Genomic DNA, 20,688 nt, shown 5'->3' with positions numbered 1-20,688 from the left:
CGCACCGCGTCAAAGCGCCTCGACCAGCAACCGGTTGCTCTTTTCGCAGTACTCGTGACACGCGGCGCGCGCCGCGATCGATGCGCCGTGCACGAACTTCGGCGCGTCGGCGCGACGCGACATCGACACGACGATCGACGGCGGCGACGGCTGCAGCGGCAGCTCGACGACCTCGCCGCTCGCGATCAGCGCATCGACGAACAGCACCGGAATCGCGGCGACGCCGAAGCCGTCGCGCACGAGCTGCACGATCACCGAGATCGACGGCGAGCCGGTGATGCGCGTCTCCGACAGCGGCACGCCATGCGCGTGCGCGAGCGTGCGCACGATGTCCTCGAGCGCGCGGTGCGGCGCGGTGCCGCGCCCGTAGGTCAGGATCGGCTGGCGCAGCACCTGGCGCGCCAGGCCCGTGCGCGTGGCCGGCACCAGCCCCGCGCGCGCGATCCAGCGCACCGGATAGTTCGCGAGCGCGTCGCACACGACCGACGCCTCGTCGCTGCCCTCCACGCGAATGATCAGGTCGAGCTCGCCGGCCATCAGCCGGCGCTGCAGCACGACGCTGACGTCGACGGTCAGGTCGACCTCCAGTTGCGGATAGTCGGCGGCGAGGCGGCGCAGGTAGTGCGGCAGCCAGCTGTGCACGACCGTCTCGATCACGCCGAGCCGCAGCTTGCCGCGCAGCGCGCTTTCGCCGGCCGCGGCGGCCTGCAGCTCTTGCGTCGCCTCGACCACGGCCTTCGCATAGCCGAGCAGATATTCGCCGTTCGGCGTGAGCCGGAACTCGCGGCTGTCGCGATCGACGAGCACGGTCTGCAATTCATCCTCGAGCGCCTTCAGGCGCTGTGAGATCGCGGCCGGCGTCGCGTGCAGCGCGGCGGCCGTCGTGCGGAAGTTGCGCAGCTTCGCGAGCGTGACGAAGGTTTCGAGAAAACGCGTGTTCATGCTGGTTGGCGGGATGGTGGACGCGCAGCTTGCCGGTGAAAAAAAGTGAACGGGACCGGGGAAAACCCCGAGATGCGTTAAGAAATTCTATACACCGGGCGCAAAAAAACTCGTTGGCGGCCAAATTTTTTCTTTTCTATTCTTCGCCGTATCCGCTGACGCAACCGCGTTAGCCCGACGACATCCCGATCCGCCGACCACCATCATGACGCCTTCCGAATTCCGCCAGTCCGTACGCAGCGGCGCGTTCCGCCAGCCGACCGCCGGCCAGTGCGGCCCGTTCGCGCAAGCGAATCTCGCGATCCTGCCGAACGCGTACGCGCACGATTTCCTGCGCTTCTGTCAGGCGAACCCGAAGGCGTGCCCGCTGCTGGGCGTCGGCGAGCCGGGCGCGTTCCGGCTGGACGTGCTCGGCGAGGATCTCGACATCCGCACCGACGTGCCGAGCTACAACATATACCGCGACGGTCGCCTGGCTGAGCGGGTCGAATCGCTCGAGGCGTTGTGGCGCGACGATTTCGTCGTGTTCGCGATCGGCTGCTCGTTCTCGTTCGAGGACATGCTGGCGCGTGAAGGCATCGCGCTGCGCCACATCGAAGAGGGTCGCAACGTGCCGATGTACCGCACGTCGATCCCGAACCGCCGCGCGGGGATCTTCGGCGGGCAACTGGTCGTGTCGATGCGGCCGCTGCGCGGCGCCGACGCGATCCGCGCGGTGCAGATCACGAGCCGGTTCCCGGGCGTGCACGGTGCGCCGGTCCATATCGGCCATCCGCGGGAACTGGGCATCGCCGATCTCGGCACGCCGGATTTCGGCGACGCGGTGACGGTGCGCGACGGCGAGCTGCCGGTGTTCTGGGCGTGCGGCGTGACGCCGCAAACCGCGCTGATGGAAGCGAAGCTGCCGCTCGCGATCGCGCATACGCCCGGCTACATGCTGATGACGGACATCACAAACGCGTCGCTGGCCGTGTTCTGACCCGGCCGGCGCGCGCGGCCCGTACGGCCGCGGGTCCGACCCGACGCGGCGGCATGCCGCGACCGAAGCCGAGCCGCCCGGCCGGCGGGGGCGCGCAGCCGCGGCCCGACTAGCACCACGCACCACACGCACCACACGCACCACACGCACCACACGCACCACACGCACGACACGCACCGCACGAACCGCACGAACCGCACGAACCGCACGAACCGCACGAACCGCACGAACCGCACGAACCGCACGACACGCACGACACGCACGACACGCACGACACGCACGACACGCACCACCAGCACAGCATTGACCGCACATTTCGACAGGAGCCTCACCATGGAAAGCAAGATCCTCGCGGCGCCCCCCGCCGACCCCGCGGGCCCCGCACGCAACGGCCTGTTCGGATGGTATGCGGACGCGCAACCGCGCGAGCGCCGCGCGTTCTGGAGCTGCAAGGTCGGCTACATGCTCGACGGGATGGATACGCAGATGCTGTCGTTCGTGATCCCGACGCTCGTCGCGACCTGGGGCATCTCGCTCGCGGACGCCGGCTTCATCGGCACGATGACGCTGCTCGCGTCGGCGCTCGGCGGCTGGCTCGCCGGCATCCTGTCCGACCGGATCGGCCGCGTGCGCACGCTGCAGCTGACCGTGCTGTGGTTCGCGGTGTTCACCGCATTGTGCGGACTCGCACAGAACTACCACCAGCTGCTCGCGGCGCGCGCGCTGATGGGCTTCGGCTTCGGCGGCGAATGGACGGCCGGCGCGGTGCTGATCGGCGAGGTGATCCGCGCGCGCGATCGCGGCAAGGCGGTCGGCCTCGTGCAGTCGGGCTGGGCGATCGGCTGGGGGCTGTCGGCGCTGCTGTATGCGCTGCTGTTCTCGGTGCTGCCGGCCGAACAGGCCTGGCGCGCGCTGTTCCTCATCGGTCTCGCGCCGGCGCTGCTGGTGGTCGTGATCCGCCGCTATGTGAAGGAACCGGACGTCTACGAGAAGGAGAAGGCCGCGCAGGCGCAGGTGGCCGGCACACCGCGCCTCACGGAAATCTTCGCGCCGCAGCTGCTGTCGACGACGCTGCGCGCCGCGCTGCTGACGACCGGCGCACAGGGCGGCTACTACGCGATCACGACCTGGCTGCCGACCTTCCTGAAGACGGAGCGGCACCTGACCGTGATGGGCACGGGCGGCTATCTCGCGACGATCATCATCGGCTCGTGGGTCGGCTACCTGACGAGCGCCTACCTGACCGACCGCCTGGGCCGCAAGCCGAACTTCATCCTGTTCGCGCTCGGCTCGATGGTGATCGCGTTCGCCTACACGTCGCCGGTGCTGAACCTCACGAACGCGTCGATGCTGTGGCTCGGCTTCCCGCTCGGGTTCTTCGCGTCGGGCATCTTCTCCGGGATGGGCGCGTTCCTCACCGAGCTGTTCCCGACGCGGGTGCGCGGCTCGGGGCAGGGCTTCTGCTACAACGTGGGCCGTGCGGTCGGCGCGCTGTTCCCGTTCCTGATCGGCGCGCTGTCGAAGCACTACGGGCTCGGCGCGAGCATCGGGATCTTCGCGGTCGCCGCGTACGGCGTGATGATCGTCGCCGCGCTGACGCTGCCCGAAACCCGCGGCCGCGAACTCGACGCCGCATAAGCGGGCGCCGGCCCGCCGCCTTACCTCTTTCCCTTGATCGAAGCCCTCACGCGGCGCGCGACGCGCGCCGTGCGACGGCGCTCGTCCTTCGCTTCAACGACGCATCGAGTTCATCGCCATGACTGACCGACACACTTTCCCCGTTTCCTCCGACGCCGCGCGCTGGCAATTCTGGATCGACCGCGGCGGCACTTTCACCGACATCGTCGCGCGCCGGCCTGACGGCTCGCTCGTCACGCACAAGCTGCTGTCGGAGAATCCCGAGCAGTATCGCGATGCGGCCGTGGCCGGCATCCGCCACCTGCTCGGCCTGGCCGACGGCGAGCCGATCACGCCCGAACGCGTCGACATGGTGAAGATGGGTACGACGGTCGCGACCAACGCGCTGCTCGAACGCAAGGGCGAACGCACCGCGCTCGCGACGACGCGCGGCTTTCGCGACGTGCTGCGCATCGCCTACCAGAACCGGCCGCGCCTGTTCGATCTCGACATCGTGCTGCCCGATGCGCTGTACGAGACCGTCGTCGAGGTCGACGAACGGATCGGCGCGCACGGCGACGTCGTCGTGCCGCTCGACGCGCAACGCGCGGAAGCGGCGCTGCGCCGCGTGTTCGACTCGGGCGTGCAGGCGCTGGCCATCGTGCTGATCCACGGCTATCGCTACACCGCGCACGAGCGCGCGCTGGCCGAACTTGCGCGCCGGATCGGCTTCACGCAGGTGTCCGTGTCTCACGAGGTGTCGCCGCTGATGAAGATGGTGTCGCGCGGCGACACGACCGTGGTCGACGCGTACCTGTCGCCGATCCTGCGCCGCTACGTCGAGCAGGTCGCGCACGAGATGCCCGGCGTGAACCTGCAGTTCATGCAGAGCAGCGGCGGCCTCACGCGCGCCGATGCGTTCCAGGGCAAGGACGCGATCCTGTCCGGGCCGGCCGGCGGCATCGTCGGGATGGTGCGCGCTGCGCGCGCGGCCGGCTTCGACCGCGTGATCGGCTTCGACATGGGCGGCACGTCGACTGACGTGTCGCACTACAACGGCGAATTCGAGCGCGTGTTCGAAACGCAGGTGGCCGGCGTGCGGATGCGCGCGCCGATGATGAGCATCCACACGGTCGCGGCCGGCGGCGGCTCGGTGCTCGGCTTCGACGGCGCGCGGCTGCGCGTCGGGCCCGAATCGGCCGGCGCGAACCCGGGGCCGGCCGCGTACCGGCGCGGCGGCCCGCTGACCGTGACCGACTGCAACGTGATGCTCGGCAAGATCCAGCCCGATCATTTCCCGCGCGTGTTCGGCCCGCACGCGGACGAACCGCTCGACCGCGACGGCGTCGCCGCGAAATTCGCGGCGCTCGCCGACGAGATCCACGCCGCGACCGGCCGGCGCGAGACGCCCGAGGCGCTGGCCGAAGGATTCCTGGAGATCGCGATCGGCAGCATGGCGAACGCGATCAAGAAGATCTCGGTGCAGCGCGGCCACGACGTGTCGCGCTACGTGCTGACGACCTTCGGCGGCGCGGGCGGTCAGCACGCGTGCGGCGTGGCCGACGCGCTCGGGATGACGCAGGTGTTCGCGCATCCGCTCGCGGGCGTGCTGTCCGCCTACGGGATGGGCCTCGCCGACCAGACGGCGATGCGCGAGCGCGCGGTGGAGGCCGTGCTGTCGGACGCGTCGCTGCCGGCGCTGAACGCGACGCTCGACCGGCTGACCGACGACGCGGTCGGCGCGCTGCTCGAACAGGGCGTGCCGCCGGAGCGCATCGCGACCGAGCGGCGCGTGCATCTGCGCTACCAGGGCACCGATTCCGCGCTCGACGTGCCGGCTGGCAGCGTCGCCGCGATGCAGCAGGCGTTCGAAGCCGCGTACCGGCAGCGTTACGCGTTCCTGATGCCCGGCACGCCGCTGGTCGCCGAACTGGCCTCGGTCGAGGCGATCGGCCGCTCCGATGCGCCCGTCGAGATCGCACCGCTCGCGCCGCGCGACGACGGCGCGGCGCCGCAGGCCCACAGCGGCGTACGGTTCCATTCCGGCGGCCAATGGCACGACGCGGCGCTGTACGTGCGCGATACGCTGCTCGCCGGCGACACGATCGACGGCCCGGCGATCGTCGCGGAGCGGAACGGCACGACCGTCGTCGAACCCGGCTGGCGCGCGCGGATGACCGCGCAGGGCAACCTCGTGCTGACGCGCACGACGCCGCTGCCGACGCGCCGCTCGCTCGGCACCGACGCCGATCCGGTGCGGCTCGAGATCTTCAACAACCTGTTCATGTCGATCGCCGAGCAGATGGGGCTGCGGCTGCAGAACACCGCGTACTCGGTGAACATCAAGGAGCGGCTCGACTTCTCGTGCGCGATCTTCGACGGCGACGGCAACCTGATCGCGAACGCGCCGCACATGCCCGTGCACCTCGGGTCGATGGGCGAGAGCATCCGCACGGTGATCGAGCGCAACCGCGGCCGCATGCGCGACGGCGACGTGTTCATGCTGAACGACCCGTATCACGGCGGCACGCACTTGCCCGACGTCACCGTCATCACGCCGGTGTTCGCGGACGGCTCCGACACGCCGCTGTTCTACGTCGGCTCGCGCGGCCATCACGCGGACATCGGCGGCACGACGCCGGGCTCGATGCCGCCCGATTCGACGCACATCGACGAAGAGGGCGTGCTGATCGACAACTGGCAGCTCGTGTCGGCCGGCGTGCTGCGCGATGCGGACACGCGCGCGCTGCTCGCGTCGGGCCGCTACCCGGCGCGCAACGTCGAGCAGAACATGGCCGACCTGCGCGCGCAGGTCGCCGCGAACCAGAAGGGCGTCGACGAGCTGCGCCGGATGGTCGCCCAGTTCGGCCGCGACGTCGTGCTCGCGTTCATGGGCCACGTGCAGGACAACGCGGAAGAAGCGGTGCGGCGCGTGATCGGCGCGCTGCAGGACGGCGCTTATCGCTATCCGCTGGACAACGGCGCTCAGATTCGCGTCGCGATCCGCGTCGACCGCGCGGCGCGGCGCGCCGAGATCGATTTCACCGGTACCTCCGCGCAGCTCGACAACAACTTCAACGCGCCGAAGGCCGTCTGCATGGCCGCCGTGCTGTACGTGTTCCGTACGCTGGTCGGCGACGACATCCCGTTGAACGCCGGCTGCCTGAAGCCGCTGACGGTGATCGTGCCGGCGCGCTCGATGCTGAACCCCGAGTATCCGGCGGCGGTCGTGTCGGGCAACGTCGAGACGTCGTCGGCGGTCACCAACGCGCTGTACGGCGCGCTCGGCTGCGTCGCGTCCAGCCAGGGGACGATGAATAACTTCACATTCGGTAACGATCAATACCAGTACTACGAGACGATCGCGGGCGGCAGCGGCGCGGGTGACGGCTTCGCGGGCGTCGGCGCGGTGCAGACGCACATGACGAACTCGCGCCTGACCGACCCGGAAGTGCTCGAATGGCGCTACCCGGTGCGGCTGGACTCGCACCGGCTGCGCGCGGGCTCCGGCGGCGGCGGGCGCTGGCGCGGCGGCGACGGCGCGGTGCGGCGGATCCGCTTTCTCGAGCCGATGACCGCATCGATCCTGTCGAACAACCGGGTCCATGCACCGTTCGGCGCGGCGGGCGGCGAGGCCGGCGCGCTCGGCCGCAACACGATCGAGCGGGCCGACGGCACGGTCGAGACGCTCGCGCATATCGGCCGCGCGCAGATGGCGCCGGGCGACGTGTTCGTCGTCGAAACGCCGGGCGGCGGCGGTTACGGCGCGGCGGGCTGAACGGCGCCCCGCAACGCGAGCGGAAGCGATCAGGCGGCGTACCGCCGGATGGTTTTCGCGCGTGGCGGCGGGGCGGTCGTACCGGTTCCAGTCAGGACGGCACAATACCGGTGCGCGCCGACGATATATTCACTTGCATCGAGCGGCGCGATATTGCCCCACGTAGGGGAATAAAGACGCGCATTCCAGCGTAAACGGAAATGGAAATTCCCCGATTCCACGCTCGTCTCGATGCGATCCGACCCCTGCGGGACGCGTCAGGGCCGAGCAGCACGGGGCGACCGGGATTCCCCGCAAACGCCCGTCCGGCAGGGCGCTCCGCCGATCCGGGCGGCTCGCTTCCGGGTTCTGCGCCGGCCCGCGCACCGCCTGCCAATCACGAAAAAGCCGCTGTGCCAATCGAGTCCCGATTCCTTGACACCCTCTCCTAAATGTGAGTGCCATTCTTGATCGTCATTTGATAAGATGGCTTACACATTCGTTTGGAAAACCTGCGCGCGACATGCGCAACCGCCGGGTCGCATTGGTTGGAAACAAATACGGAACGAGGGCCGCTGTCACGGCCATCACGACTGCCCCGCCGGGTGCGCGCGCCGCGCGTCCGCGGCTCGGGGGCGGCCAGCTCGCCTCCGTCTACACTGTGCGTTTTTTCTGGATCGGGGCGTGTCCATGGATGACGAAAACGATAGCGCGGTGCTTGAAGCGCACGTCGGTACGCGCAGCCCCTGCTGGCGTCTCGGCAGCGACAGCAATGCGCTCGAGCTGGCCGCCGTTCGCGGCTTGACCAACGTCGCGGTGGCGCTGACCGGCGAGCAGGCCGCGCGGATCCGCGCGCTCACCGGCGTCACGTCGCACCTCGTGCTCGACCTTGCGCTGTTCGGCGACACGGTCAGCCTCCACCTGGTCGGCAGGAAGGTCGATACGTCGAACTGGGCCGGCACGGCCTCCGCCTATTCCGATACCGCGTCGGTTGCGAGCGACCTCTCGCACGGGCTCGCGTTCGCCGAGCAGGTCGTGTCCGAAGTGAATTCGCTCGTCGTGATCCTCGACCGCAACGGCATGGTGCAGCGCTTCAATCGCCTGTGCGAGGAAGTGACGGGCAAGCGCGAGGTCGACGTGATCGGCCGCAGCGCGTTCGAGCTGTTCATGAGCCCCGAGCAGGGCGCGCAGTCGCGCAGCAACATCACCGGCTTTTTCGCGAGCAACCGTTCGTTCGCGGTCGAGCGCTACATCAACACGGTCAACGGGCCGCGCCTGTTCCAGTTCCGCAACAAGTTCGTGCAGAGCGGCAGCGGCGCCGACGAGCAGTACCTGATCTGCTCGGGCATCGACGTCACCGAGGAGCGCAACGCGCAGCAGCGGCTCACCGAACTCGCGAACACCGACATGCTGACCGGCTTGCCGAACCGCCACGCGATCAGCGAGCGCATCGGCGCGGCGCTGGCCGCGGACCGCGCCGACATGCGCGGCCAGGTCGGCATCCTGTTCCTCGATCTCGACAACTTCAAGCGCGTCAACGATCACTACGGGCACATCACCGGCGACCGCCTGCTGCAGGACGTGTCCACGATCATCAGCGGCTGCCTGCCGTCCGGTGCGACGCTCGCGCGGCTCGGCGGCGACGAATTCCTGGTGCTGTTCGAGCACGGCACGCGGCCGCTGCTCGAAGCGACCTCGCAGATCATCCTCGAACGGCTGCGCACGCCGATCCACCTCGGGCTGATGGAGGTCTACACGAGCTGCTCGATCGGCATCGCGATGTATCCGCAGCACGGCGATTCGCTCGAAACGCTGATCCGCAGCGCCGACACCGCGATGTACGTCGCGAAGGAAGAAGGCAAGCACACGTACCGCGTGTTCTCGCTGGAGATGAACCAGAAGGTCGCGAAGTACATGTGGCTCGACACGAACCTGCGCAAGGCACTCGAGGAAGAGCAGTTCGTGCTGCACTACCAGCCGGTCGTCGATCTCGCGAGCGGCGACGTGCGCAGCGTCGAGGCGCTGATCCGCTGGCAGTCGCCCGATCGCGGGCTCGTCGCGCCGATCGAGTTCATCCACTTCGCGGAGGAATCGGGGCTGATCGCGCCGCTCGGGCGCTGGGTGATGCGCACCGCGGCAGCGCAGGCCGCCGCATGGAAGGCGAAGGGGCTCGGCGTGCGGGTCGCGGTGAACGTGTCCGCGCGGCAACTGCAGGACATGAACATCGTCCATCAGTTCGCATCGATTCTCGCCAGCGCGGGGTTGAAGCCGAGCCTCGTCGACATCGAGCTCACAGAAAGCAGCTTCATCGAGGACGAAGAAACGGCGCACGAGCTGATGAAGGAGTTCCGCCAGCTCGGCGCGAAGATTCACCTCGACGATTTCGGCACCGGCTATTCGTCGCTGTCGCAACTGTCGCGGCTGCCGCTCGATTCGATCAAGCTGGATCGCAGCTTCATCACGAGCATCGACCGCAACCCGCGCTCGCAGGCGCTGGTGCGCTCGGTCGTGTCGCTCGCGAAGGCGCTGAGTTTCGCGGTCGTCGCCGAAGGCGTCGAGACGCCCGCGGAGGCGGAATTCCTGAAGCAGGTCGACGTCGACCACGCGCAGGGTTTCTACTTCGCGCGGCCGATGCCGGCCCAGGCGTTCGAGGCCTGGCTCGCGGAAACGAGAAAACTCAGGCTGATCGCCTGAGCCTGCCCGCATGACGGAGCGCGCCGCCCGCCACGCGGCGGCGCGCTCCCGTCACGTCACACCGTGCGCAGCTTCGACACGCGCCGGTTCTGCAACATCACCAGGCGTTCCATGTACGCGAGATCCTTCGGCTCGATCGTGAACGCCGCGTGAACCCATTCCTCGGTGATGTCCATCAGCTCGGAACGCGTGATCTGGAACACGCGTTCGCGTGCGCGCAGCATCGCGCGGATGCCGTTCAGCTTCGGCTTCGTCACGTCGATGAAGGTTCGCGTCGCGAGATACGCATCGCCCGCGTCGAACGTCTGATCGACCAGCCCGCGATCCTCGTACCACTCGGCCGCATGCGTCTCGCCGGACGAGATCAGCGATTCCGCGAGCCCGCGGTCCGCCTTGCGCGCCACCAGCGAATAGCCGCCCATGCCCGGGAACAGGTTGAACGCGATCTCGGGAAAGCCGAGCTTCGCGCCCTTCTGCGCAAGCATGTAGTGGTGCGCGAGGGCGGCCTCGAAGCCGCCGCCCAGCGCGCTGCCCTCGACCATCGCGATCGAGATCGCACCGGTGCCGAAGCCCGTGTAGATCTCGTACACGCCGTCGATGCACGAGCGGGCATAGGCCATCAACTGATCGCGACGGCCGCTGCGGATCGCGTCGACGAAGAAGCTCAGGTCGCCGCCGACGTTGAACAGCTCGGGCACGAGCGAACCCGTCACCCAGAAGTCGAACGGCAGGCCGGAGTCGCGTGCGACGCGCGCGAGATGGATGATGTCGGTGACGAGTTGCTGGTTGAAACACGGCCGCGGCTCCGATCGCAGCATCATCCACATGACGTTGCGGCCTTCTTCGTAGAACGCGGTCAGTTGCGTGAGTTCACCTGCTTCGTAAAACGGACGGCACGCCGGATGAGATTGGAGTTGCATGGTATGTCCTCGTGAGATGTGGTTTTGCAGAAGCCGCCGCGGCCGGCGCCGTGGACAACTGCCCCCGCACGGCGCCGGCCGCGAGGCACCGCCATTGTTGCGCGCACACAAATGCCGAAATGCGGGGAACAACGCACGACGGGGACGAGGACGGGTATCGCGTTCGGTGTGAGCCGTGCGAATCGTGCGAACGACTGGATCGATGCGGTCGCTCGGCGGAAGAACGTGGGGCGAGCGGAGGCGGTGGCGCACGGAAGTGTGACGATGCGGCGACAACCGGCGCGCGCATGCCGTCCGGGAGACGTGTGGCGTGTCGGTCGCTCACGCGATGAAAGCGACGCCGCGCCGTCGCACGTCTCATGGAATGGGCGGACGGGTGCCGCGAGCGGGCGTCGGCTAGCGTTGGAGGATGACGCGCTACAGCAACGCACCGACCCGATGCCGGCTCAGTGCGTGACCGACACGGACGCGAAGAATCTGCGCAAGACGATGGAGTCGCGCCTGCAGCGCGACAACGTCGAATGCACGATCACGAACTCGAACCACGCGGGCACCACGCTGAACGTCGCGCTGGCCTGCGCGAACGAACAGGCGCACGGCAAGTGCGTTGGCGATTTCCACTGACGCGTCGATTTCGCGACACACACATCCGGCCATTCCCGCGCCGGAAACTTGAATGCATCACAACGCGACATAAAATAAAAGCAGGCCTTCGTGCCGTCCGGCCTCTACGCCGCAAACGAACCCGGCCGCGCGATACGCGCAGCGTGCCGGGCGAACGTCCGGTTCAGGAGAACGGCGGCCGCAGGCCTCGCCGCGACCGGCGGCGGCTATCGCCACACGGTCTCGCGACGACGAGGGGAAAAACGACGATGATGGTTACGTTTCGATCATCCGCGGCACAGGACATCGTGATGTTGCGCGATCTGGCGGAGTACCTGCTGGGACTCGTCGGCAAGGGGCTCGACGTGCGCGGGGTGATTTCCACTGACGAATTGCCGGGCGCGATCGCGCGGCTCGAGCAGGCGATCAGGGATGACGTTGCGCGGGAAAGCGCGCACGAGCGTTCAACGCAGGCGCTGCGCACCGAACGGTCGCCGCATGCGGGCGGGCTCGCGCAACGCGCGTGGCCGCTGCTGGACATGATGTGTGCGGCCCACGGACAGGGCCGTCACGTGAGGTGGGATGTGTAGGCGCGCGATGCGCCGGCTGCCCTGGGAACCGGACCTCCGCTGCAAGGCCGACGGCGTGACGTCGCAACACGTCATACCGTCGGCCGATTTTTTTGCGCGGGGCGCTTTCCGCTTACGAATGGTGATGCGTATGCGAGCGCGCCGACCGCCGCGACGGCCGGTGCAAGAGCCGGTCTCGGATGCGCTCGCGGCTGCGCTGCTCCGCGAAGAACAGCACCGCGAACACGAGGACCGCGAGCAGCAGGATGATCGCGACGATACCGTTTTCCATGTCGCCTCCGGCAGGTTGGGGAGCGAGGGATGCCATGGGCCGACCTCAGCCGTCGGCTTGGGCATCAAAAGGCCGGCGAGCTTCGTATCGATGAAGCGCTTGACCAGTGCAATCGCGAGCCGGCGCGCATCCGCGTCGTTGCGGAATCCGTGGTGCCTGCGGGCGAGCAGATGCGTGTCGTTCCGGCCGCCGGCATCGCGCCGGCACACGATGGCGAGCGGCGGGTACAGCGCGCCGAGCGTGAAGGCTTCGCCGGCCACCGGATCGACCCGCACGTTCGCGCGGATCTCATCTTGATGGTAGGTCAGGAAAAGCAGCGACTCCATCCCGATTCCCTTCGCTGGCGTCAGCCGAAGGATCGTGAAACTACGACCGCCCGCCTGCATCCCGCGTGCGGCGCTTCCCCGCCCGCATCGTGCGTCGCGGCGCACCCGGCCGCGCCACGGCTTGACGCTCGCGGGCACGTCACCCACACTGAATTGAACGACGGGGCGCGGCGCGCGGATGCGTGCCGTCGCGTCCCGACATGAACACGAACGCGCGGAGAGCTTCGACGTGGTGCGTTTTCCGTTCCGATCGACCGGCCGCCTGCCGGGCCGCGCCGCCGCGTTGGCGGTGGCCGTCGCCGCTGCCGCGCTCGCGCGGCCGGCGTTGGCCGATTCGGGCGACGAAGCGCCCGTCACGCTCGTCAGCGATGTCCATGTATTCGTGATCCAGCGCGACGGCTCGCTCGAAGAGGAAGACGATTCGACACTGCGCGCGAACGATGCGAACGGGATCGACGCGATCGCGCAGCGCTACGTCTGGTTCGACAAGAACCTGGAGAAGGTCGAGCTGGTCGCGGCCGAGACGATCGATCGCCGCGGCGTCGCGCATCCGGTCGGGCCGGACGGCATCCGCGACGTCCAGGAGCCGCGTTCGGCCGGCGCGCCGACCTTCCAGGACGGCCTGCTGCGCACCGTCGTGTTTCCCGGCGTCGAAGCCGGGTCGAGCACGCGCATCGCGTTCCGCAAGGCGCGCACGAAGCCCGTCAACGCCGGTTACTTCGGCTACTACGTCGAACCGTCGCGCGAGCCGGTGGAGAACCAGCGGCTGATCTTCGACGTGCCGGCGGACATGCCGCTGCAGGCGGACGCGCGCGGCTACGTCGCGCTGCCGCCGGTCACGGCGAACGGCCGCACGCGCTACGAGTTCGCATACCGGCACGGCCCGTACGACCGGATCGAGAGCGGCTCGGTCGGCTATCCGACCTACGGCGACCGGCTCGTGGTGTCGACGTTGCCCGACTATGCGGCGTTCGCCGCGCGTTACCGCAACGCGGCCGTCGACGCTGGCGTGAACGATCCGGCCGTCGTGCAGCTGGCGCGCGCCCTCACCGCCGACGTCGCCGATCCGCACGACAAGGCGCGCCGCCTGTACGACTGGGTGCAGGCAAACGTGCGTTACGTCGCGATTTTTCTCGGCGAGACGGCCGCCGCGCCGCATCGCGTGACGGACATCCTGCGCAACCGCTACGGCGACTGCAAGGACCACGTCGCGCTGTTCGGCGCGTTGCTCGCGGCGGTCGGCATCCGCAGCGAACCGGTGCTGATCAACCTCGGCTCCGTGTACACGCTGCCCTCCGTGCCCGGCTACGGCGGCGGCGCGATCAATCACGCGATCACGTGGCTGCCGGGCCTCGGCCTCTACGCGGACACCACGACGAGCGGCATCGCGTTCGGCTACCTGCCGCCGATCGTGATGGACCGGCCGGCGCTGCTCGTCGACACCGGCGTGCTGTCGCGCACGCCGGCCACGCAGCCGAAGCGCCGCACCGCGCGCGTGGAGATCGATGCGGCGCAACCGGGCGCCGCGCGGTTTCACGCGCTCGTCGAGGACGACGGCTGGACCGCGGAGCTCGAACGCATGCTGTTTCGCCGCGCGCCGCCCGAGCGCGTGCGGCAGCTCGCGAACGAACGGCTGCGGCAAAGCGGCTTGCGGGGCCGTGCACGGATCTCGACCGGCGATCGCCGCGCGACGGACGGGCCGTTCGACGTGACGTACGACGGCACGCTCGATCACGTCGTATGGCCGGACGGCACGACCGCCGTGCCCGCGCTGTCGAGCGTCACGGGCGGCATCGCGACGCAGGTCGAGGGGTGGCTGGCCGAACCGGTGCGCACGCAGCCGTGGGTGTGTCTCGGCGGCACGTTCGACGAGACCGGCCAGATCGCGCTGCCGGCCGGCGTCGCGGTGACCGACCTGCCGACCGATACGGCCGTGCACGACCGCTTCGTCGACTTCACGTCGCATTACGTCTTCGATGCGGCCGCGCACGTCGTGCAGGTCACGCGCCGGATGACGGCGACGTTCGGCCGGCAGGTCTGCACGCCCGACGACTATACGGCGCTGCACGCGTCGCTCGAACGCATCGAGCGCGACACGCAGGCGCAGATCGTCGTGCGGGCAAGGCAACGTTGAACGCCGGGCGCGGCGCACGCGGCGCTCGGCACGATCGGACGCGCGGCCGGATTCGGCCGACGCGCGGGAGATGGACATGACGAAGCGGGAAGACGAGATCGCCGACCTGTCGAAGGAATTGCTGGGCCGGATCGTGCAGGGCGCGATGATGAGCGGCGCGCCGGTGGATGCGCAACAGTGCGCGGCGCTGGCCGTGCGATGCGCGACGGCGCTGGTCGATCGGCTCGAGGCGCGCAGCGGCTGAGCGAAGTCGACGCACGCGAAGACGGAGCGAGCGAAGCCGGGGCGACCCGACAGGCGTTCGCCCGGGGCCGCGTTGCGCGTGACGCGTTACACGTCGGCGTGTGTGTCGCCTTCCGCGCGCACCGCGCCCGGCGGCCGCCCGACCACGCGCTTGAACGCCCGGCTGAACGCGGCGAGCGACCCGTAGCCGAGCCGGTACGCCACGGCCTCGATCGTCTCGCGGTCGCGTGCGATCCATTGCGCGGCGAGCCGCATCCGCAGCTCGGTCAGGTAGCGCACGGGCGTCATCCCGGTGGCCGCGAGAAAGCGCTCCGCGAACACCGAGCGTGACACGCCCGCTTCGGCGGCCAGTTCCGACACGCTCCAGTTGCGCCCCGGATCGCGATGCAGCGCGACGATCGCGCGGCCGAGCTTCGGTTCGCGCAGTGCCTGCACCCAGCCCGTCGCGTCGCCGCATCCGCACTCGACCCAGCCGCGCACGATGAACGCGGCGACCACGTCGGCGAGCCGCGCGAGGATGCCCGCGAAGCCCGCGCGTTCGGAGCACGATTCGCGCTCCATCGCGTCGAGCATCGGGCGGATTTCCGGGTAGCGCGCGAGCAGCGTGCCGACGTGCATGAACTCCGGCATCGTCCCGACGAGCGGCTGCATGCCGCCGAGATCGAGTTCCATGCACGCGCTGAAGATCAGCGCGTCGCCGGCGGCCGGCTCCGCCGCGGCGCACGACGTCGCGGCCACCGACGCGACCGTGTCGCAGATCTTCGCGACCTCGAACCCGCCGATCTCGCGGCACGGCGCATCCGGATCGGACACCAGCGCATGCGTGCGGCCATGCGGCAGCAGGATCGCGTCGCCGGCCTCGAGCCGCACCGTCGTGCCGGCCGCGTCGCGCAGCAGCACGGGCCCGCGCCCGACGAAATGGAACTGCGCGCGGCCCGGCGCATGGCCGAAGCTCAGCCCGAACGGCCGCGGCACCTGGATCCGGCGGTACTGCACGCCGCTCAGGCGCATGCCCAGCAGCAACTCGCTGACGAGGTCGTGCACGTCGGGCACGGGGGGAAGCAAGGGCTCGGCCATTTTGAGATTCGGACGATCGATCAACAAGAACGGATTGTATGTCATAGACCGTCCTGCCGTGGTTCCCTACGATAGGCCGTCATCAGTACTTTCCCTATACCACTCGGAACGACGCATGAATCCCGGAATCTCTTCTGCCGCCGCCCCGGCGGCTCCCCGCGCCCCGGCCTGGGGCGCCGTCTTCGCGATGACGCTCGGCGTGTTCGGCCTCGTCACCGCTGAATTCCTGCCCGCGAGCCTGCTCACGCCGATGGCCGACAGCCTCGGCGTGACCGAAGGCGTGGCCGGCCAGGCCGTCACGGCCACCGCGACCGTCGCGCTCGTCACGAGCTTGCTGATCTCCGCGCTGACGCGCACGATCGACCGCCGGCGCGTGCTGCTCGTGTTCTCCGTGCTGCTCGTCGCATCGAATCTCGCGGTCGCGTTCGCGCCCAACCTGACGACGCTGCTGATCGGCCGCGTCGTGCTCGGCGTCGCGCTGGGCGGCTTCTGGACGATGGCGACGGCCACCGCGATGCGGCTCGTGCCGACCGCGATGGTGCCGCGCGCGCTGTCGATCATCTTCAGCGGCGTGGCGGTCGCGACGATCGCGTCGGCGCCGATGGGCAGCTACTTTGGACACCTGATCGGCTGGCGCAACGTGTTCCTGATCGCGGCCGGGCTCGGCGGCGTCGCGTTCGTGTCGCAGGTGATGACGCTGCCGTCGATGCCGCCGAGCGGCACGACGCGGCTGCGCACGCTCGTCGACGTGCTGCGCCGGCCGACCGTCGGCCTCGGGATGTTCGCGACGATCCTCGTGTTCACCGGGCATTTCGCGTTCTTCACGTATCTGCGGCCGTTCCTCGAACAGGTCGCCGGCGTTGGCGTGAACGGGCTGTCGGCGATCCTGCTCGGCTACGGGATCGCGAACTTCGTCGGCACGTCGCTCGCGGGCCGCGTGCTCGAACACCGGCTGCGGCCGATGCTGATCGGGATGCCGGCGCTGATGGTCGTGCTCGGCATCGCGCTCGTCGCGCTCGGCCGGGCGCCGATCATCGACGCGGTGCTCGTCGCGTTGTGGGGGATGGCGTTTGGCGGCGTGCCGGTCGCCTGGTCGACGTGGGTCACGCGCACCGTGCCCGATGAAGCCGAGAGCGCGGGCGGGTTGATCGTCGCGGCGATCCAGCTTGCGATCGCGACGGGCGCGGCGGCCGGCGGCGTCGTGTTCGACGCGAACGGCGCGGGCGGCGTGTTCCTCGGCGCGGCCGCGGTGCTGGCCGTCGCGGTCGCGACGATCGTGACCGGCGTGCCGAAGCGGGTTGGCGTCTCGCCGGCGCTGGCCGAGTGACGGATCGCAGCGGGCCAGAAGGCCCCAGTGTGCGCGATCGCGCATCGGCCCGCTGCGGGTTGCAATGCGCGCAGCCGGACAGGCGGCGCGACACGTGAAGCGTGGGGCCGGCGATTGCATCGGATGTCATCGTCCGATGTGCGCCCCGCGCAGCGGCTAGCCGCCTTGCTTTACCACCGCCGCAAGCGCCTTCATCGCCTGCAGGTAAGGGTAGGGCCCGTGACTGATGCGCGCGACGCCGTATTCCGCGAGTTCGGCAAGCGTCGGCGTGTCGGCCACGCGCATGATGTTCACGGGCAGCGGCGACGCGGCCGTCAGCGCGCGAATCAGCGCCGGCGAGCGCAGGCCCGGCACGAACAGGCCGTCGGCGCCCGCCGCCGCGTACGCGCGTGCGCGGGTCAGCACGTCGTCCAGAAGCCGTTCGTCGTGCGTGTCGGCTGCAGCCTTGAAGAACACGTCGGTGCGCGCGTTGATGAAGTAGCCGATGTCCGCGCGATCGGCCGCCTGCCGGGCTGCCGCGACGCGCGTGGCCGCGTCGTCGATGGTGCGCAGTTCGCCCGTCGCCGGAAAGCTGTCCTCCAGATTGCAGCCGATCGCGCCGGCCTCGATGCTGCGCGCGATCGTGTCGGCCACCTCCTCCAGCCGCTCGCCGTACCCGCTTTCGAGATCGACGGTCACAGGCAGGTCGGTCGCTTGCGCGATCCGCGCGAGCAATTCCATCACGAGCGCTTTCGGCATCTGCTCGCCGTCGGCGAACCCGTTCGCGACCGCGACCGACCAGCTGCCCGTCGCCAGTGCGACGCCACCCGCATCGGCTACCGTGCGCGCGCTGCCGGCGTCCCATACGTTGAACAGCGCGAGCGGCTCGCCCGCACGATGAAGCGAACGGAAATACGCGGCTTTTTCCTTCTTATTGCGACTCATGCTCGTCCCTCCGGTTGAAATGCCGATCGGTGATCGTATCGAACGATACGTCGATGGTGTCGAGCGCCGCGAGAAAATCGCGCGCGTCGAACAGTTCGCCCAGGCTGCGCACACCGCCCGACGTCAGTGTACGGCCGCTCAGCAGGCGGACCGTCGCCTCGACGATGATCGGCGCGCTGACCGCATAGATGTCGCGTCCCGACGCGCTCGCGCGTTGCGTGATGCCGTTCTGCACGACGATGGCGTCCATCACGAATTGCTGCGCCGAGCGGCCGAGCGCGTCGACCGGTTGCGGCGGCGGCGTGCCGGCATCGCGGATATCGCGCAGCGCGAGTGTCGCGAGCCAGGACTCGATCGTATCGATGCGCAGATGACGCGCGAGCGTCATCACTTCCGAGAACGGCAGCAGCGTCACGTCGACGTCGCCGAGCGGCGACGGAAACGGCCACCGGCGCTCGCGTGCCGTCGACGGCACCGCGGTCGGCTTGCCGTCCCGCTGAATCAGCCGGGTCGCGTGATTGCGCGCGCCGGTCACGCGCGTGCCGCGCGTCGGATGCCAGCTGTCGAGGCCGGTCGCGACGTCGACGCGCTCGATTGGCCGGTGCGGGTCGACGACGGCCGTCACGAGCAGGTCGGCCAGGCCGCCGTAGAACGCGGCGGCCGGCACGAGCGTCACGCCGGCGGCGCGTGCACGGGCGTCGCGCTGGTCGGTCAGTGTCTGAACGGACGGCTGCTCGGCCGTCAGGTCGAGATACGGAATACCTGCGCGCAACGCTGCGTCGGCGAGCGGCAGCGCGGTATCGAGGTAGGGGCCCGCGCAATTGATCACCGCGTGCGCGCCGCGCAATGCGGCGTGGAGCGCGGCCGGATCGTCGACCGATGCGACGCGCCACGGCGCCGCGTCGTTGCCGCCTTGCGCGAGCCGCGCGGCGTCGCGCCCGATGCGCATCGCGCCGAGGCCGCGCCGTTCCAGTTCCGCGACGACAAACCGCCCGGTGTGACCCGTGGCGCCATACACCGCAACCGTCATTCGACCGTCCATGATCCACTCCGATACAGACCGGTTTGTTTTATAGTACAGACCTGTAGCGTCGTCAACCCCACGGTGCTATCATCGAATGCACTTTTGCAGGACAGGCGGCCCTCGGCGGCCGGGCTTGGATGAAACAGGGAACGGACACGAAGGGGAGCGCGCCCGATACGCGCGAGCGCATTCTGCAAACGGCCAGCGCGCTGTTCTATCGGGAAGGGACGCGCGCGGTCGGCGTGGATTTGATCGTCGCGCAGGCGGGCGTCGCGAAGACGAGCCTGTATCGGCATTTCGCGACGAAGGACGACCTGATCGAGGCGTTTCTGCTGCGCGAGGATGCGGATTTCTGGGCGCACTGGGACGCGGTGGCCGCGCGGTACCGGCGCACGCCGCGCGAGGAACTGGATGCGCAGTTGCAGTGGATCGGCGAGCGCATCGAGCGGCCCGGCTATCGCGGCTGTCCGCAGATCAACATCGCCGCGGAGTACGCGGATGGCAATCATCCGGCCCGCAAGGTCGCCGTCGCGCACAAGCAGGAATTGCGGCGCCGGCTGACGGAACTGGCGAGCGCGATAGGGATCGACGAACCGCAGACTTACGCGCTGCGGCTCGCGACCGTCATCGACGGCGCGCTCAGCAGCGGGCACGCGCTGCACGCGCACGGCCCCGTGCGCTTCCTGCAGGAGTTCGCGCAACTGCTGATGCCGACGAAGGGCACGAAGTGAAGCGCGGGTCGGGCCGTGCCGCGCGCGGCTTCAGCCGCGCGTAGCCGGATCCTCCGACAGCGTGCGCAACTGATCGCGCAACACGTCGACTTCTCCCGCCGCGAACGGCTGCTCGATCTCGGCGTGCGCCTGCTGCCACAGCGGAAACGCGTCGGTCAGCAGACGATGGCCGGCCGGCGTGAGTTCGAGCAGGCGGCTGCGTTTGTCGTCCGGATCCTGCACGATCGTGACCAGCCCGCGCCGCTCGAGCGGTTTCAACGCGGCGGTCAGCGTGGTGCGATCCATCGCGAGCAGCGACGCGACCGATTTCATCGCGGCCGGTTGCGGCCGGTTCAGCGACATCAATAGCGAAAACTGGCCGTTGGTGAGATCCAGCGGACGCAGCACATCGTCGAAAATGCGCGCGAGATTGCGCGCCGCGCGCTGCATGTGCAGGCACAGGCAGCAATCGCGCACCATCAGCGTCGTTTCGAAAGGAAGCGTTTCTTTGCGTGCCATGTTGCAATTGTGTTGATATCAACCTATCGTG

Annotated in this window: 18 protein-coding genes; 11 read left to right on the top strand and 7 right to left on the bottom strand. The window is 69.1% G+C overall.

What is annotated here, in order from left to right; translation table 11 throughout:
- Window positions 1-9: 9 nt before the first annotated feature.
- Window positions 10-942, bottom strand: a complete 933-nt coding sequence (locus SB786_RS04345) for a LysR family transcriptional regulator (RefSeq protein ID WP_410726355.1) — start codon at window positions 940-942, stop codon at window positions 10-12.
- Window positions 943-1,147: 205 nt separating this feature from the next.
- On the opposite strand from SB786_RS04345, the gene SB786_RS04340 reads away from it, so the two are divergent.
- The 4 genes from SB786_RS04340 to pdeR all read left to right on the top strand — a co-directional run bounded on the left by SB786_RS04340 (window position 1,148) and on the right by pdeR (window position 9,989).
- Entirely contained in the window at window positions 1,148-1,921 is a 774-nt protein-coding gene (locus SB786_RS04340; RefSeq protein ID WP_410726354.1) for a putative hydro-lyase, read from the top strand.
- A 333-nt stretch (window positions 1,922-2,254) separates the two neighbouring features.
- Complete coding sequence (locus tag SB786_RS04335) at window positions 2,255-3,559, top strand: MFS transporter (protein ID WP_410726353.1); 1,305 nt, start codon at window positions 2,255-2,257, stop codon at window positions 3,557-3,559.
- A gap of 118 nt (window positions 3,560-3,677) precedes the next feature.
- Complete coding sequence (locus SB786_RS04330; protein ID WP_410726352.1) at window positions 3,678-7,316, top strand: hydantoinase B/oxoprolinase family protein; 3,639 nt, start codon at window positions 3,678-3,680, stop codon at window positions 7,314-7,316.
- Between the two features lie 669 nt (window positions 7,317-7,985).
- Window positions 7,986-9,989, top strand: coding sequence for a cyclic di-GMP phosphodiesterase (gene pdeR, locus SB786_RS04325; RefSeq protein WP_410726351.1), 2,004 nt, complete (start codon window positions 7,986-7,988; stop codon window positions 9,987-9,989).
- Between the two features lie 56 nt (window positions 9,990-10,045).
- On the opposite strand, the gene SB786_RS04320 is transcribed toward pdeR, so the two are convergent.
- On the bottom strand, window positions 10,046-10,909 hold the full coding sequence (locus SB786_RS04320; protein ID WP_410726350.1) for a crotonase/enoyl-CoA hydratase family protein: 864 nt from the start codon (window positions 10,907-10,909) through the stop codon (window positions 10,046-10,048).
- Window positions 10,910-11,362: 453 nt separating this feature from the next.
- Between SB786_RS04320 and SB786_RS04315 the strand changes: the two genes are divergently transcribed.
- Both SB786_RS04315 and SB786_RS04310 read left to right on the top strand, forming a co-directional pair.
- Window positions 11,363-11,533, top strand: a complete 171-nt coding sequence (locus tag SB786_RS04315; RefSeq protein ID WP_410726349.1) for a hypothetical protein — start codon at window positions 11,363-11,365, stop codon at window positions 11,531-11,533.
- Between the two features lie 248 nt (window positions 11,534-11,781).
- On the top strand, window positions 11,782-12,102 hold the full coding sequence (locus SB786_RS04310) for a DUF1840 domain-containing protein (protein WP_410726458.1): 321 nt from the start codon (window positions 11,782-11,784) through the stop codon (window positions 12,100-12,102).
- A 112-nt stretch (window positions 12,103-12,214) separates the two neighbouring features.
- On the opposite strand, the gene SB786_RS04305 is transcribed toward SB786_RS04310, so the two are convergent.
- Complete coding sequence (locus SB786_RS04305; protein WP_006758257.1) at window positions 12,215-12,373, bottom strand: hypothetical protein; 159 nt, start codon at window positions 12,371-12,373, stop codon at window positions 12,215-12,217.
- Between the two features lie 29 nt (window positions 12,374-12,402).
- Here SB786_RS04305 and SB786_RS04300 point away from each other — a divergent pair, with 29 nt between their 5' ends.
- The 3 genes from SB786_RS04300 (at window position 12,403) to SB786_RS04290 (ending at window position 15,077) form a co-directional block, all read left to right on the top strand.
- Window positions 12,403-12,903, top strand: a complete 501-nt coding sequence (locus SB786_RS04300; protein WP_410726348.1) for a hypothetical protein — start codon at window positions 12,403-12,405, stop codon at window positions 12,901-12,903.
- A 25-nt stretch (window positions 12,904-12,928) separates the two neighbouring features.
- Window positions 12,929-14,833: a DUF3857 domain-containing transglutaminase family protein gene (locus SB786_RS04295; RefSeq protein WP_410726347.1), complete on the top strand. Its 1,905-nt coding sequence runs from the start codon at window positions 12,929-12,931 to the stop codon at window positions 14,831-14,833.
- A 76-nt stretch (window positions 14,834-14,909) separates the two neighbouring features.
- Entirely contained in the window at window positions 14,910-15,077 is a 168-nt protein-coding gene (locus SB786_RS04290) for a hypothetical protein (RefSeq protein WP_006749649.1), read from the top strand.
- A gap of 86 nt (window positions 15,078-15,163) precedes the next feature.
- On the opposite strand, the gene SB786_RS04285 is transcribed toward SB786_RS04290, so the two are convergent.
- Window positions 15,164-16,198, bottom strand: coding sequence for an AraC family transcriptional regulator (locus SB786_RS04285; RefSeq protein WP_006758260.1), 1,035 nt, complete (start codon window positions 16,196-16,198; stop codon window positions 15,164-15,166).
- Window positions 16,199-16,268: 70 nt separating this feature from the next.
- Between SB786_RS04285 and SB786_RS04280 the strand changes: the two genes are divergently transcribed.
- Window positions 16,269-17,480 carry an MFS transporter gene (locus SB786_RS04280; RefSeq protein ID WP_410726346.1) on the top strand — a complete coding sequence of 404 codons (1,212 nt, stop codon included), beginning with the start codon at window positions 16,269-16,271 and terminating at the stop codon, window positions 17,478-17,480.
- Between the two features lie 156 nt (window positions 17,481-17,636).
- Here SB786_RS04280 and SB786_RS04275 read toward each other — a convergent pair whose 3' ends face one another.
- Both SB786_RS04275 and SB786_RS04270 read right to left on the bottom strand, forming a co-directional pair.
- A complete protein-coding gene (locus SB786_RS04275; RefSeq protein ID WP_410726345.1) occupies window positions 17,637-18,404 on the bottom strand; it encodes an isocitrate lyase/phosphoenolpyruvate mutase family protein in 768 nt (255 codons plus the stop codon).
- Entirely contained in the window at window positions 18,391-19,446 is a 1,056-nt protein-coding gene (locus tag SB786_RS04270) for a saccharopine dehydrogenase family protein (RefSeq protein ID WP_410726344.1), read from the bottom strand. The genes SB786_RS04275 and SB786_RS04270 overlap by 14 nt, the downstream gene beginning before the upstream one ends.
- Window positions 19,447-19,565: 119 nt before the next feature.
- On the opposite strand from SB786_RS04270, the gene SB786_RS04265 reads away from it, so the two are divergent.
- The gene (locus tag SB786_RS04265; RefSeq protein ID WP_006758264.1) at window positions 19,566-20,159 is read left to right on the top strand and encodes a TetR/AcrR family transcriptional regulator; all 594 of its coding nucleotides are present in this window, start codon (window positions 19,566-19,568) and stop codon (window positions 20,157-20,159) included.
- Between the two features lie 30 nt (window positions 20,160-20,189).
- Here the strand turns inward: SB786_RS04265 and SB786_RS04260 are convergent, their stop codons facing one another.
- The gene (locus SB786_RS04260; protein WP_410726343.1) at window positions 20,190-20,657 is read right to left on the bottom strand and encodes a MarR family winged helix-turn-helix transcriptional regulator; all 468 of its coding nucleotides are present in this window, start codon (window positions 20,655-20,657) and stop codon (window positions 20,190-20,192) included.
- Window positions 20,658-20,688: the final 31 nt, after the last annotated feature.

The sequence above is a fragment of the Burkholderia sp. SIMBA_062 genome (assembly GCF_046534765.1).
Classification (GTDB): domain Bacteria; phylum Pseudomonadota; class Gammaproteobacteria; order Burkholderiales; family Burkholderiaceae; genus Burkholderia; species Burkholderia ambifaria.
The sequence above is the reverse complement of the archived record's forward strand: the minus strand, read 5'-3'. Positions and strand labels throughout refer to the sequence as shown.

Excerpts from the sequence above, each read along its gene's own strand:
- SB786_RS04345 (WP_410726355.1), bottom strand. The coding sequence starts at position 942 with ATGAACACGCGTTTTCTCGAAACCTTCGTCACGCTCGCGAAGCTGCGC.
- SB786_RS04340 (WP_410726354.1), top strand. The coding sequence starts at position 1,148 with ATGACGCCTTCCGAATTCCGCCAGTCCGTACGCAGCGGCGCGTTCCGC.
- SB786_RS04335 (WP_410726353.1), top strand. The coding sequence starts at position 2,255 with ATGGAAAGCAAGATCCTCGCGGCGCCCCCCGCCGACCCCGCGGGCCCC.
- SB786_RS04330 (WP_410726352.1), top strand. The coding sequence starts at position 3,678 with ATGACTGACCGACACACTTTCCCCGTTTCCTCCGACGCCGCGCGCTGG.
- pdeR (WP_410726351.1), top strand. The coding sequence starts at position 7,986 with ATGGATGACGAAAACGATAGCGCGGTGCTTGAAGCGCACGTCGGTACG.
- SB786_RS04320 (WP_410726350.1), bottom strand. The coding sequence starts at position 10,909 with ATGCAACTCCAATCTCATCCGGCGTGCCGTCCGTTTTACGAAGCAGGT.
- SB786_RS04310 (WP_410726458.1), top strand. The coding sequence starts at position 11,782 with ATGATGGTTACGTTTCGATCATCCGCGGCACAGGACATCGTGATGTTG.
- SB786_RS04305 (WP_006758257.1), bottom strand. The coding sequence starts at position 12,373 with ATGGAAAACGGTATCGTCGCGATCATCCTGCTGCTCGCGGTCCTCGTG.
- SB786_RS04300 (WP_410726348.1), top strand. The coding sequence starts at position 12,403 with ATGCCATGGGCCGACCTCAGCCGTCGGCTTGGGCATCAAAAGGCCGGC.
- SB786_RS04290 (WP_006749649.1), top strand. The coding sequence starts at position 14,910 with ATGACGAAGCGGGAAGACGAGATCGCCGACCTGTCGAAGGAATTGCTG.
- SB786_RS04285 (WP_006758260.1), bottom strand. The coding sequence starts at position 16,198 with ATGACATACAATCCGTTCTTGTTGATCGATCGTCCGAATCTCAAAATG.
- SB786_RS04280 (WP_410726346.1), top strand. The coding sequence starts at position 16,269 with ATGAATCCCGGAATCTCTTCTGCCGCCGCCCCGGCGGCTCCCCGCGCC.
- SB786_RS04275 (WP_410726345.1), bottom strand. The coding sequence starts at position 18,404 with ATGAGTCGCAATAAGAAGGAAAAAGCCGCGTATTTCCGTTCGCTTCAT.
- SB786_RS04270 (WP_410726344.1), bottom strand. The coding sequence starts at position 19,446 with ATGGACGGTCGAATGACGGTTGCGGTGTATGGCGCCACGGGTCACACC.
- SB786_RS04265 (WP_006758264.1), top strand. The coding sequence starts at position 19,566 with ATGAAACAGGGAACGGACACGAAGGGGAGCGCGCCCGATACGCGCGAG.
- SB786_RS04260 (WP_410726343.1), bottom strand. The coding sequence starts at position 20,657 with ATGGCACGCAAAGAAACGCTTCCTTTCGAAACGACGCTGATGGTGCGC.